The sequence below is a fragment of the Planococcus sp. 107-1 genome (assembly GCF_021513255.1).
Classification (GTDB): Bacteria; Bacillota; Bacilli; order Bacillales_A; family Planococcaceae; genus Planococcus.
Window position 1 is genome coordinate 1,300,400 of record NZ_CP090977.1, and the last position, 12,870, is coordinate 1,313,269.

The 12,870-nt window shown below is 43.2% G+C and carries 10 protein-coding genes and 2 pseudogenes; 7 read left to right on the forward strand and 5 right to left on the reverse strand.

The annotated features are described in order from the left end of the window. Positions 1-2: 2 nt before the first annotated feature. Positions 3-809 carry a cobalamin-binding protein gene (locus tag L0M13_RS06945; protein WP_235198869.1) on the reverse strand — a complete coding sequence of 269 codons (807 nt, stop codon included), beginning with the start codon at positions 807-809 and terminating at the stop codon, positions 3-5. A gap of 254 nt (positions 810-1,063) precedes the next feature. Further along, positions 1,064-1,579, reverse strand: coding sequence for a hypothetical protein (locus L0M13_RS06950; RefSeq protein WP_235198870.1), 516 nt, complete (start codon positions 1,577-1,579; stop codon positions 1,064-1,066). 222 nt (positions 1,580-1,801) lie between these two features. Here L0M13_RS06950 and L0M13_RS06955 point away from each other — a divergent pair, with 222 nt between their 5' ends. The 3 genes from L0M13_RS06955 (at position 1,802) to nadR (ending at position 4,672) form a co-directional block, all read left to right on the forward strand. Further along, positions 1,802-2,650: an STAS domain-containing protein gene (locus L0M13_RS06955; protein WP_235198871.1), complete on the forward strand. Its 849-nt coding sequence runs from the start codon at positions 1,802-1,804 to the stop codon at positions 2,648-2,650. A 242-nt stretch (positions 2,651-2,892) separates the two neighbouring features. Next, the gene (gene pnuC, locus L0M13_RS06960) at positions 2,893-3,630 is read left to right on the forward strand and encodes a nicotinamide riboside transporter PnuC (protein WP_235198872.1); all 738 of its coding nucleotides are present in this window, start codon (positions 2,893-2,895) and stop codon (positions 3,628-3,630) included. A gap of 1 nt (position 3,631) precedes the next feature. Further along, on the forward strand, positions 3,632-4,672 hold the full coding sequence (gene nadR / locus L0M13_RS06965) for a multifunctional transcriptional regulator/nicotinamide-nucleotide adenylyltransferase/ribosylnicotinamide kinase NadR (RefSeq protein ID WP_311195635.1): 1,041 nt from the start codon (positions 3,632-3,634) through the stop codon (positions 4,670-4,672). Positions 4,673-4,772: 100 nt separating this feature from the next. On the opposite strand, the gene rpsD is transcribed toward nadR, so the two are convergent. After that, complete coding sequence (gene rpsD / locus L0M13_RS06970; protein ID WP_235198873.1) at positions 4,773-5,375, reverse strand: 30S ribosomal protein S4; 603 nt, start codon at positions 5,373-5,375, stop codon at positions 4,773-4,775. Positions 5,376-5,701: 326 nt separating this feature from the next. Here rpsD and megL point away from each other — a divergent pair. Next, positions 5,702-6,908 (forward strand): annotated as a pseudogene (gene megL / locus L0M13_RS06975) (methionine gamma-lyase). 340 nt (positions 6,909-7,248) lie between these two features. On the opposite strand, the gene L0M13_RS06980 reads toward megL, so the two are convergent. Together L0M13_RS06980 and hisJ are read right to left on the reverse strand one after the other, a co-directional pair. Continuing rightward, positions 7,249-7,728, reverse strand: a complete 480-nt coding sequence (locus tag L0M13_RS06980; protein ID WP_235198874.1) for a GAF domain-containing protein — start codon at positions 7,726-7,728, stop codon at positions 7,249-7,251. A gap of 45 nt (positions 7,729-7,773) precedes the next feature. Continuing rightward, positions 7,774-8,565: a histidinol-phosphatase HisJ gene (gene hisJ / locus L0M13_RS06985; RefSeq protein ID WP_235198875.1), complete on the reverse strand. Its 792-nt coding sequence runs from the start codon at positions 8,563-8,565 to the stop codon at positions 7,774-7,776. Positions 8,566-8,722: 157 nt separating this feature from the next. Between hisJ and ezrA the strand changes: the two are divergent. The 3 genes and pseudogenes from ezrA (at position 8,723) to thiI (ending at position 12,843) form a co-directional block, all read left to right on the forward strand. Then, positions 8,723-10,422 (forward strand): annotated as a pseudogene (gene ezrA, locus L0M13_RS06990) (septation ring formation regulator EzrA). Between the two features lie 59 nt (positions 10,423-10,481). Beyond that, a complete protein-coding gene (locus L0M13_RS06995; RefSeq protein WP_235198876.1) occupies positions 10,482-11,579 on the forward strand; it encodes a cysteine desulfurase family protein in 1,098 nt (365 codons plus the stop codon). 61 nt (positions 11,580-11,640) lie between these two features. Continuing rightward, positions 11,641-12,843, forward strand: coding sequence for a tRNA uracil 4-sulfurtransferase ThiI (gene thiI / locus L0M13_RS07000; protein ID WP_235198877.1), 1,203 nt, complete (start codon positions 11,641-11,643; stop codon positions 12,841-12,843). The last annotated feature ends 27 nt before the right edge of the window (positions 12,844-12,870 follow it).

Below are 12,870 nucleotides of genomic sequence, written 5' to 3' on the forward strand. Positions count from 1 at the left end.
TTTTACATTTGTTTCGCTTTGATGAATTGCGGCAATTCCATATCACCATACTGATCCGGATGAAGCAGTATTCCGAGCTTTACTGCTCCTTCGATTAAGCGGGGAGAAGGCCGGCAATACAACTCTTCTTCCATTACATGAATGTTGTCATAGCCTTTCAGTTCGTCCCAGCCAGGGCGTTTGCGGACAAGTTCCGGTTTAACTTTGGAGGTCATGATGCCAACCCAGGCGAGAAGAATATAATCAGGGTTTCGTGTGTGTACATCTTCCCAATCAGTTTGGATATTTGCAGATTCAATGTCTTCAAAAACATTTTGTCCGCCGGCTAGCTTGCTGATTTGAGTCAGCCAATTGATGCGGCCTGGCGTGAAAACGGGCTTCGGCCACCATTCCCAGTAAAGGGAAGGACGAGAAGCAACAGTTGCCGCTCGCTTTTTTAAATCAGCGACAACAGATAGAAATTCCTGTTGAATGGGAACAGCGTCTATGCCGCAAGCTTCGCCAATTGTTAAAAGGTCATGGCCAATTTCCTCTAAATTTTGAGGATCCAACACCAGGTGTGGAATCTTCCTTTTTACCAATTCTTCCACATTTCTTTCCATTCCAGGTACGCTAAGAGAAGCCAGAACCAAATCGGGCTTCAACGCTTCGAGTTCATCCATTCGAATCGATAAATCAGGGCCGAGCCGAGGCAAGTGAGTAATTGAACTCGGCCAATCGGAATAATCATCGATTCCTACAAGTAAATCCTCTGCCCCTAAAAATGCAAGCAGCTCGGTATTGCTTGGACAAATTGAAATAATCCGCATTATCTGCACCTCCGTTTTAACCAGTTTACCATTAAAAAAATCCCTCTGCCAAACAGGCAAAGGGACTCATAGAAGAAGACAGTCATACAGAGTTTGGCATTCCGCCGCTATTGCTGATAGTTGGGAATCGGTAACAGGTAACTTGGGAACGGGTGATGGGTCATGGGTTTGGCCATTTCCTGTTCGAGTAAGTGCACCGAAGTGCAGCAATTTTCTTCCTCTATGCCTTGAAGCGGAGTCTCACCCCTTCAAGGTTAAAAATATGTTGAACCATCGAAATCAAGTGCTATCGTATAATTTTTAGCGTTGACGGCATTCGATAGCCGGTTCGCCTGGCGTTCATTTTCAAGTGCTTTTAAGCGATATTCCTCGGGATCGAATAAGGCGACTCTGATAAGCGCCGCAGCCTCGCCGAAATTATAAGGAAATTCCTCTTTTTTAGAAGCGCCAAAAACTTTGTAGAGGCGGGCTTTTGCGCGAAGCTGGGTAGCATATTCAATCGCCTCAACGATAGTTAGGGCTTCGCCGTTGAATTCGATGACATGCGAAATGTTTGCTTCATACATTAATTTGTCCAATGTCCTAAAATCCTTGCGGACGTTTTCCAAATCGTATTCAGCATCTGCGATTGAACGAGCTTGTTTAGGCAAGCTGCCCCCTTTTTCAATCTCTGCAAAAGAGACACGCACCATTTCCTCTTCCAATTCGTGAATCCGCTTTGCCAAAATGCTTTTTAATTTGACTGCCTCTGCAAGTGAAACTTTCGCCATATGCCTTACCTCATTTCAGTTTTCATGATAGTACAAGATTAGCACCTCCACTATAAATCGACAACAAAAAGGGAAAGAATAAAAAATGTCACGGTTATAATTATGCACTTGCTGGGAGAATCGTATATTATTACATTAAGAACATTTAATTTAGAAACTAAGGTGATTTTCAAGGCAAATTAGCCTGTCCGAAAATGCCTCTGGATGCAAAGGGAGAGACATATGCTCAAAAATCAGGGTTTGTATCATTATTTGACTGAACGTACATGGGAACTAACTGAAAAATGGTATGAAGGGTTGGACAAGAACAAAGGAGGAGTCTACAGCTCGACAGACCCTGAAAAAATTAAAACTTTAAAGCATCAGAACCATGAATTCCACGTGCGTTTCTGTGCAATGTTTGAAAAAGACAAAGATGAGTTTTTTGCAGGATTCCAAGATTGGATTGAAACGATTGCAAAAGATGAAGACCATCTTTCAACTCCTGTCGTAAGCGTACTTGGCGAATTTTTCCGTACGCAAGAACAATACCTGCAAATGATCGGAGCTTACGCTAAAGAAAATGAAGACAAAGTCAACATTGAGCAATTAAACGAATGGAATATTGCGGTAGTGAATGCGATCACTTCGGTCATTCTCGAATTCACTTCCCAAAACACAAAAGCCGCTCAAGAGCGTCTATACGCTCAACAGCAGATGATCATTGAGATGAGTGCACCGGTCATTTTGCTGACGAAGCATTCAGGTTTTCTTCCGCTCATCGGTGAAATCACGACCCACCGTGCGCAAATCATTTTTGAGAAAACGCTGCGCCAGAGCGCCAAACACAATATCGAAAAACTGTTTATTGATCTGTCAGGGGTGCCAATCATCGATACGATGGTGGCGCAGCAAGTTTTCCAGTTGATCAATGGGTTGAAAATTATTGGAGTCAAAACAGCCTTGTCCGGATTAAGCCCGGTGATTGCTCAAACGGCAGTCCATCTCGGGATTAAATTTGTCGACATTGAAGTTTACAATACATTGGCACAGGCATTAAAGGAAAATGGCATTTCGTTAATAGATGGATAAGGATGATTCCTTTAGACGTCGCCTTCGTTGTTAGTTGAATTCAACAACGAAGGCGGCGTTTTTTAATTAACTCTTTTTTATGAAAGAAATGTAAAATTATTCTAAAAAAATAATGCATCTTACTTTTTCGAAGAAGTATACTGATGAATGGAGGAGGAAACAGAAACGCATCAAGCGGCATGGAGTGGAAAGGGCAATCCGTAAGTGAAGTTACTAGCTTATACAAATGGGAGGACTAAAGAATGGTCGGTACTGCTGCACTTTCAAAAAGGAAAAAGTTTTTTGAAGATTGGAGTCTGTTTGAAAAAAGTTGGTTGGTTATTTTCGCTGCTATCAACATCTATTTATTTTTTGCCTGGGATGATACACTCCTCGGTCTAATCAGTTCATTGACCGGAATGTTTTGTGTACTGCTAGTGGCAAAAGGGAAAATCAGCAATTATTATTTCGGAATGATCCAGACATCTACATACGCTTATATTTCTTTCACTTACGGATTGTATGGAGAAGCCATGCTCAATGGGCTTTTCTATTTCCCGGTGCAGTTTATCGGATTATATCTCTGGCACCGCAACAGCATCAAAAATAAAGACAGCGTCCAAGGGGAAGACGTAGCCGTCAAACTAATGAGCGTCCAATCGTGGGTCTACTCAATTATTGCAGTAATTGCCGGTACCGCTTTATATGCCATTTTGCTACAGCTCATTGGCGGAAGAACTGTGGGTTTGGATTCTGCGACGACGATTCTTTCTGTTATGGCACAAATCCTGATGCTTAAACGATTTGCTGAACAATGGCTTATATGGATTTTGGTAAATGTTTTGTCCATTGCACTATGGGTGATCACGCTCGATGCATCGGGCGGCAATGATTATACGCTGGTCGTCATGTGGACCGCATTTTTGTTCAACTCGATTTACGGCTATTTCAACTGGAGAAAAATGGCTAAGAAACAGGTTTTAGAAAAGGAGAACATTTAATATGCCAATGGGAAAAGTCGGGATGTATGGAGGGAAATTTCTGATCGTACATCAAGGGCATGTCAGCGCAATGATTCGAGCCAGTACAATGGTCGAAGAATTGCATGTCATGATTACACATGACGAAGAATACGAAAAGGAATTTTACTTTAAAGGCACGACAATGAAACCCATTCCATTCCACCAACGGCTTCGGTGGTGGAATGAACTGACAAAAGACTTGCCGCATGTTAAAGTTCATGCGATTTCAGAAAAGCAGACAGGTGAATTTTCGGATTGGGAACAAGGGGCCGAAAGCATTAAAGAAGCTATCGGAAAAGAGATTGATGCGGTTTTCAGTTCAGAGCCGGAATATGGAGCGCATTTCGAGAAGCTTTATCCAAAAGCCGAACACATTATTCTGGATGCAGAGCGGCGCACGTATCCGGTATCCGCTACGCAAATCCGGGAAGAAGGGGCGATGAAACATTGGGGAATCATCCCGCATGTCGTCCAACCGTATTTTGTCCGAAAAATTGTAGTGGTGGGAACTGAAAGTGCCGGGAAGTCAACTTTAGTAAAAAATTTGGCCAATCTGTACAATACGAGTTATGTAGAAGAATACGGACGGAAATTTTACGAAAACATTGGCGCTGAAATTGCCATCGAATCCGATTTTCCTAAAATAGCATTCGAACATAAATACCATGAAGAAGAGCAAGCTAAACGAGCCAATAAATTGCTTTTCATTGATACAGAAGCAAACGTGACTCAATACTTTTCCTGGGCTTACCTTGGATATGAGCAGCCCGTATTAGATCAGGTGGCCGATCTCCAAGATTATGATTTATGGCTATTCTTAGAGCCGGATGTAAAATGGGTGGATGACGGCATGCGTTCCTTCGGAGATCAATCCATACGGGAACAGAACAATGCCTATCTTAAACGGCTGCTGGATAAACGCGATATCCGCTATCATTCGATTAGCGGCGATTATAACGAACGGTTGGAACAAGCGATCGAACTTGTGGATGGAGTACTGGAAGAAAAACTTTATTCATAATCTGGATTAAACAGCAAAAAATGGCTTCCTTTAAAAGGGAGCCATTTTGTTTCCATAAAAAAACCTCGAACCGGCGGACCGGTTCGAGGTTTTTAAACAATTAACGTGAGTAGTACTCAACGATCAACTGTTCGTTGATTTCAGCAGATAATTCGCTGCGCTCTGGAAGGCGTACGAAAGTTCCTGTTTTGCTATCAGTATCGATAGTTACATATTCAGGTACGAAGTTGCTTACTTCGATTGCTTCATTAACTACATCAAGGTTGTTAGATTTTTCACGGAAAGCAATTGTTTGTCCTGGTTTTACGCTGTATGACGGGATGTCAAGGCGTTTGCCATCAACAAGGATGTGACCGTGGTTAACTAATTGACGAGCTTGGCGGCGAGTGCGCGCAAGACCTAAACGATAAACAACGTTATCAAGGCGAGCTTCAAGCAAGATCATGAAGTTTTCACCGTGTTTACCTGGCATTTTGCCAGCTTTGTTGAATAGAGTTTTGAATTGGCGTTCAGTTACACCGTACATGAAACGAAGTTTTTGTTTTTCTTGAAGTTGCAAACCATACTCAGAAACTTTTCTGCGTTGGTTAGCACCGTGTTGACCTGGTGCGTAAGGGCGTTTTTCTAATTCTTTACCTGTGCCAGTTAGTGAAACTCCTAAGCGGCGTGACAGTTTCCATGATGGACCTGTATAACGAGACATATATGTCTCCTCCTCTTTTTTTGGTTTTTGAAGTAAAATAAAAACCAGATGCATTCATGCTGTAAGCCATTTTGTTTTCATGTACCTTCGCTCTGCAGCCATGAGTTACGCGATACACCTATTCATATAGGAACAAAATGGTCAAACACGCACATACAACTGCTGCGATTATTTTACACAAAGTCTAGTATAACTGAAATCGAATCCAGAAGTCAACGAAAAGAAAGCAGGTTGCAAAACAATGGCTTTCTTTTTTTATTTTCCCATGTAGAATAAAAATAGAAGTAATGTAAGCGTTTTCAAAAACAACTAAGGGGTGTAGGGAAATGAAGAAATCAAGGATGAATATGGAGACGGCGGTAATTCATAAGGGGTATGACAGTGCTGTTCATCACGACAGCCTAGCTGCGCCGCTGTACCAGACTTCGACTTTTTCTTTTGAAACGGCAGAAGAAGGGGAAAATCGTTTTGCAGGGGAGAAAGCCGGAAATATATATTCGCGACTTGGAAACCCGACTGTGCGCATTTTGGAAGAGCGAATGGCCGAGATTGAATACGGCGAAGGAGCGCTTGCGTTCGGATCAGGGATGGCTGCAGTCAGTGCGATTTTAATCCACACAACGAAAGCAGGAGACCATGTTCTATGCTCACGCGGCATTTATGGCTGTACGTTCGGACTGCTGGAAATGATGGAAGAGAAATATAAGATTACCCACAACCTTGTCAGCATGACAACGGAAGAGGAAATCGAACAGGCGCTTCGCCCGGAAACCGTATGCATCTATTTGGAGACGCCGATCAATCCGACGATGGAAATTGTTAATCTCGAGGCGGTTATGGCTGTAGCTAAAAAGCATAACTTGCGTTATTGTAGATAACACCTTCAGTTCGCCTTATCTTCAAAATCCGATTTTAATGGGAGCGGATTTCGTTCTGCACAGTGCCACAAAGTATTTGAATGGACACGGTGATGTAATTGGCGGCATTCTTGTCGGAAAAGACGGCGAAGAGATGCAAAATATCCGCATGACGGTGCAAAAGGATGTAGGCGGAATCATGTCGCCTTTCGATGCTTGGCTTGTCATCCGCGGATTGAAGACATTGCATGTCCGGATGGACCGCCATATTGCAAACGCGAAGAAAGTTCTATCGTTCCTGAAAGAAGAACCGCTGGTGAAAAAAATCTATTACCCATTTGACGATGCACACCCACAAGTGGAAATTGCAAAAGCACAAATGAAAGACGGCGGCGGATTAATATCGTTTGAAATTGAAGGCGGCAAAAAAGAAGCGCAAGCTTTCATGAATGCGTTGTCTTTAATTAAAATCGCAGTCAGTCTAGGAGATGCGGAGACCTTGATCCAACATCCGGCATCCATGACCCATGCCGTTGTTCCGCAAACAGAAAGGGAAGCGATGGGCATTACCGAATCCTTAATGCGTCTTTCTGTAGGGCTTGAACATACCGACGATTTAATCGCAGACTTAACAAAAGCGTTTGAGACGGTAAAACCAAAACTGCAGGAAGCATAGAAAAGCGGAAGCAGCCATGTAAGTTCGACGGGCATAAGGCGAATTGCCGAAGCGGCGTTCTTTGCCGCACAGGCGAGGCGACTTATGACCCGAGAACTTGGCTGCTGGAGTCTGGACAAATAGAAAAGCGGAGGCGGCCATGTAAGTTCGACGGGCATAAGGCGAATTGCCGAAGCGGCGTTCTTTGCCGCACAGGCGAGACGACTTATGACCCGAGAACTTGGCTGCCGGAGTCTGGACAAGAAAAGCGAAAGCAGCCATGTAAGTTCGACGGGCATAGCTCCTCATTTTAAAAAAGAAAAGCCTGAATCTCGTTATATGAGATCCAGGCTTTTCACGCTTATAGATGTTTTAGTAGAACTTCTGCGAAATGTTCAAGGCCTGCTTGGTCATCTGTTGTAAAGCGGCTAAGTTCCGGGCTGTCGATGTCAAGAACACCGATCACTGTGCCATCTTTGATCAAAGGCACGACGATTTCAGACTGAGATGCGGCATCGCAAGCGATATGTCCAGGGAAGGCGTGGACATCCTCCACCAGCATTGTTTTCTTTTCAGATACGGCTGTGCCGCAGACGCCTCTTCCGACTTTGATGCGTACACATGCCGGAAGGCCCTGGAATGGCCCGAGAACCAATTCACCGTCTTCCATCAAGTAAAACCCGACCCAGTTAATGCGTTCTAAAAATTGGTTTAATAAGGCAGAAGCGTTGCTTAAGTTTGCGATCGTATTTTTTTCACCTTCGAGTAATGCATCCAGCTGCTTGCCGAGCATCGCATACTGGTCTGCACGGGTGCCGCTGTAATCTGTTTGAGTAAACATTCAAAAACCTCTTTTCATTTAAGGGTGATCTAAAATTTAGCTTTTTTAAGTATAGAATTTCTCGTAATGCTTATGCAAGCCATTCGCACTATGGGCATCAGAGCCAAAAACAAGCGGAATGGAAAGCGATTTCGCATAGTCGATATAGGAAAGCGGCGGATAGGATTCTTGGCAATCGGGTTTAGAGAATCCTGCGCCATTCATGTCAATTTCCATGCCTGCTTTCTTGATTTGTTGGAATAATGCTTTTATGTGCGAACTATCATCGATTTGCTGTCCGTGGGCAAGTTGGAATTTATGCACCAAGGTGGGATGGCCAATCCGTTTGGGTTTGAAAGCTCCAAGATCTGCAAGAACCGAAGATTCCACTGTACGATAATAATCACTGTAGACGGATTCGACAGAACCGGATTGCCGGGATAATTCCATGAAAACCTCTTTGCTGAAATCCATGCAATAAAATTGGCCGGCTGCTTCAAGGAAGTGCACCGATAAGATAGAATCATCCAAAGCAGGTCCATATTCATCTAAAAATGCCCGTGTTTCTTTTTCGTAGCCGCTAATAAAATCAATTTCCAGGCCTAGGCGGATGCGGATATCACGCTTATATGCATCTTTTGCCTGTTGTATGGCGTCTATATAGGAATGCATCTCATCTAAGCGCATTCCGCTGTCTTTCTCAGGCGTTGGATCAACAAACGAGAAGGGGAGGGGAGCGTGTTCTGTAAATGAGATGTCGGTAAAGCCGGATTTAATCGCTTTTTCTATGTAGGAATCGAGTGGATCTTGCGTGCCATGAGGACAGAAAGGCGTATGAATGTGCCCGTCTCTTTTCATAAAAACACCAGCTTTCTTTCGAGATGAAAAATATTTATCCGTTTTCTCTAATTTGACAAACAAAAGAATGGAATACATGTTAAAATAGTAGAATCATGAAATACATTTACATAGACCAGCAAATGTGATTTTGGAACAGGGGGCTATATGACTTATGATGAAGTATATCATCATTGCGGTCATCATTCTATTAGCGGCAATTACCGTCGGCTTTTTGTTTCGCAAGAAACACAGCGCGGAAATTGAACGCTTAGAACAGTTAAAACTGCAAATACAAAATAAACCGATACTTGAAGAACTAACGAAAGTAAAACAATTAAATATGAACGGCCAGACAGAGGAAATGTTTGAACGCTGGCGCAACATATGGACGGAAGTAATGGATGTACATATTCCGAAAATCGATGCTTCTCTTTTTGACGCTGAAGATGCCATCGACCGTTTTAAATTCGGAAAAGCTTCATCGATTGAAAAAGACATTGAGGCCCGCATTGAAAATGTGGATCAGCAAATGAACGATATTTTGGTCGAATTGGAAGAATTGATTGGCAGCGAAGAAAAAAACCGCAGTGAAATGGATTTGATGAAAGAGCAGTATCGCCAAGCACGCAAGAATTTATTGGCTCATCAACATTCCTATGGTGCTGCTGCCGGTCCTCTCGAGAAGAAACTCGAGTCGTTCACACCGTTATTCAATGAGTACGATGAGCTGACGGAACAAGGAAATTACTTGGAAGCTCGTGAAATCGTCATGAATTTAGCGGTTGAAGGCGATTATGTCTTCTCGTTAATCGATGATATTCCGCCTTTGCTTACAGATGTCCAATCCAAAATTCCTTCCTATATAAACGAATTGCGCAACGGTCAACGAGAGATGGAATCTCAATCGTATTATTTGAACCATTTGGAGTTGACTGATCAGCTGAATGCAATGGAAGATGAACTGGCTGTATTGAAACAGAATATTGCGGAACTGAACATTGCAGAAGCAAAAGAAGAGGCAGAATTGATGAAAGACAAAATCGATTCTTTCTATGAATTGCTTGAAAAAGAAGTAAAAGCGAAGCATTATGTGGATCAGTATAAAGTGGAGACGGGACGCCAATTGGAAATCGTTTCCGCGAAACAAATGCTATGGCGGAAGAGTGTGCAATTGTCCAGCAAAGTTATAAGATTCCAGAGAGCGAAGCTTCAATCCCGATCGATTGCCTCGACAAACTGGAAGAATTGCAGCGCCGCTTCGATCTATTAGAGTCTCGCACGGGAGAAGCGCAATCGGCTTATTCGAGCTTAGAAGAAGAGCTTGCGTATATCCGTGAAGAATTGACAAGAATTGATATCACCCAAAATGATTTCTCTAATTCGTTAAGAAGCTTGCGCATCGATGAAAATGCGGCACGCAAGAAATTGGAAAACCTTAAGCGGCAATTGCAGGAGACCGATCGTATGCTCCACAAAGCGAATATGCCTGGCATCCCGGAAGAAATGGATGTCCGTCTAGAAGAAGCGGAAGAGCATTTATTTGTTGCAATGCAAGGATTGCAGGAAGTTCCATTAAATATGAAATTGGTCGATAACTACTTGATGAAAGCTGAAAAGTGCATCGATGAGGTAGACGATAAAGCAACTGAGATGGTAGAGAATGTTCAATTGATTGAACGCATCATCCAGTACGGAAATCGTTACCGCAAAACAAATCCGCAAATGAATGCAAAGTTGATGGAAGCGGAGGAGTCGTTCCGCCAGCTTCGTTATACGAAGGCATTGGAAGAAGCCGCTACAGCTGTTGAAAACTTTGAGCCTGGTTCAATGAAGCGCATTGAAGTGCTGGTCAAAGAAGACGCTTGGCGTACGTAAATACAAAAAGAAACCACCAGCCATTTGAGCTGGTGGTTTCTTTTTCGGAGGTGCCTTAAATGATTTACTTGGATAATAGTGCAACAACCAAGCCGAGAAAAGAAGTGCTTGAAACATTTTTAAAGGTCAATGAACAGTATTATGCGAATCCGGCTTCTTTGCACCAAATGGGAAACGAAGCTGAAGATTTGCTGGAAAATGCGAGACAGCAAATAAAGCGCATTTTAAATATGAAGAACGTAATTTTTACATCAGGCGGAACAGAATCCAATAATTTAGCCTTATTTGGAGTTGCCCATGCCAATCGGCAACGCGGCAAGCATATCATTTCATCTGAAACCGAACATCCTGCAATTTTAAATTCTTTAAAGGAATTGGAAAAAGAGGGATTTGAAATCACGCTTTTAAAAGTGAATGGGGCAGGCGAGATCAGTTTGGATGAGTTGAAGAATGCGCTCCGAAACGATACGATTCTTGTAAGCTTGATGCATGTAAACAATGAAATCGGAACAATCCATCCGATTGTTGAAGTCAAGGCATTGTTAAAAGGTTCACGTGTTTTATTGCATGTTGATGCCGTGCAGAGCGTAGGGAAGCTCCAGTTGAGTCCCGAGGCAACGCCGGATCTATTGACGATTTCTGGCCATAAAATACATGGCTTGAAAGGCAGCGGCGCATTGGCTTTCAACCAGCTTGAACTGGCAGCGGTTCAATTTGGGGGCGGACAGGAATTCGGTTTGCGAAGTGGAACGGTATCAGTGCCGCATGCAGCAGCTTTGGCGAAAGCACTCCGGCTGGCTGAACCCAATCCTGCGTTTGCTAAGTGGAATCAGGAATTGAGGTCGTTTTTCTCGGAATTTCATGGAGTCAAAATAGTAAGTCCTGAAACGGCGGCTTCGCATATTTTGGCTGTGGCTGTAAAAGGAATTAAAGGCGAAATTCTTGTATCTGGACTGCAGGCAGAATCCGTCATCGTTTCGACTTCAAGCGCCTGTTCTTCAAAAAGCAAAGATACAAGCCATGTGATTGAAGCCATCGGACTTTCGCGTGAGTATAAAGACGGTGTGATGCGAATTAGTTTCGGTGCATTTACAACGGAAGAAGATATTGCCAGTTTAAAAGAAGCATTCAAAAAAACGTATAAGCTCATAAAATAATCGGCTAGTTGACAGCCAGAAATTTAAATATATCAGTTTCGCTAAAAAGGAGATTTATTGGATGAAAACAAATCAAATCCTCGTCCGTTACGGGGAATTATCAACTAAAGGAAAAAACCGGAGCTCGTTCATTGGCCGGCTTCGTGATAATATACGCCAGATGTTCGCAGATTTAGACAGCATTCGGGTGAAGGCAGAACGCGATCGGATGTTCATCTTTACAGATAGCGAAGAAGATATGCAGCAAATCCTGGAAAGGCTGCCAAAAGTTTTCGGCATCCAATCATTCAGCCCGGTGACAGAAACGGCTTTGACGATTGAAGCGATGCAAGCGGCTGCGATTGCAGTTGTTGATAAAATCAACCGGGAAGGAAAAACATTTAAAGTGAATGTCAATCGTGCCAATAAAGATTTTCCGCATGAAAAGCTGGAAATAATGCAAACAATCGGTTCAAGCGTCTTGCGCAATTTTCCAGAACTCACTGTGCAGATGAAAAAACCGGACATCGAATTGAAAGTTGATATTCGGGAAAATGGTGCATTTTTAATGGCTGAAGTCATTCAAGGAGCCGGCGGACTGCCGGTCGGAGCTGGAGGCAAGGCCTTATTGATGCTGTCCGGTGGAATCGACAGTCCAGTAGCAGGGTACCACATGCTAAAACGTGGGGTACGCCTGGAACTGATCCACTTTTTCAGCCCGCCTTTCACGAACGACCGCGCAAAAGAGAAAGTGTTTGATTTGGCAGAAAAGCTCAGCCATTTCGGATCTTCAGTGAATCTGCACGTAATTCCTTTCACCGAATTGCAGCTGGAAGTGCATAAGCAAGTACCGGACAATATTACAATGACCTCGACGCGTCGAATGATGATGAAAATAGCTGATTTGGTTTTAGCCGAAACGAAAAGCCAGGCGATTATTACAGGAGAAAGCTTAGGGCAGGTAGCGAGCCAAACGCTTGAAAGCTTAAACGCTATTAACGCCGTGACCCATTCGCCGGTATTGCGTCCCTTAATTGCAGCGGATAAATTAGAAATCATTGAAACGGCTCAAAAAATCGGTACCTACGATATTTCCATTCGTCCATTTGAAGATTGCTGTACGATTTTTACGCCAGCCAATCCGAAAACAAAGCCGAAACTGGAAAAGGTGGAATACTATGAGAACTTTGTATCGTTTGATGAGTTGATCCAGCAAGCTGTACAGAACAGGGAAATCATTAAATTTCCACGGAAGAAAGAGAATAAGTTCGAAGACCTTCTTTAAACTGCCTGAATTGGCAGTTTTTCTTTT

Coding starts and splice junctions, on each gene's coding strand:
- L0M13_RS06945 (WP_235198869.1), bottom strand. CDS start 809: ATGCGGATTATTTCAATTTGTCCAAGCAATACCGAGCTGCTTGCATTT.
- L0M13_RS06950 (WP_235198870.1), bottom strand. CDS start 1,579: ATGGCGAAAGTTTCACTTGCAGAGGCAGTCAAATTAAAAAGCATTTTG.
- L0M13_RS06955 (WP_235198871.1), top strand. CDS start 1,802: ATGCTCAAAAATCAGGGTTTGTATCATTATTTGACTGAACGTACATGG.
- pnuC (WP_235198872.1), top strand. CDS start 2,893: ATGGTCGGTACTGCTGCACTTTCAAAAAGGAAAAAGTTTTTTGAAGAT.
- nadR (WP_311195635.1), top strand. CDS start 3,632: ATGCCAATGGGAAAAGTCGGGATGTATGGAGGGAAATTTCTGATCGTA.
- rpsD (WP_235198873.1), bottom strand. CDS start 5,375: ATGTCTCGTTATACAGGTCCATCATGGAAACTGTCACGCCGCTTAGGA.
- L0M13_RS06980 (WP_235198874.1), bottom strand. CDS start 7,728: ATGTTTACTCAAACAGATTACAGCGGCACCCGTGCAGACCAGTATGCG.
- hisJ (WP_235198875.1), bottom strand. CDS start 8,565: ATGAAAAGAGACGGGCACATTCATACGCCTTTCTGTCCTCATGGCACG.
- L0M13_RS06995 (WP_235198876.1), top strand. CDS start 10,482: ATGATTTACTTGGATAATAGTGCAACAACCAAGCCGAGAAAAGAAGTG.
- thiI (WP_235198877.1), top strand. CDS start 11,641: ATGAAAACAAATCAAATCCTCGTCCGTTACGGGGAATTATCAACTAAA.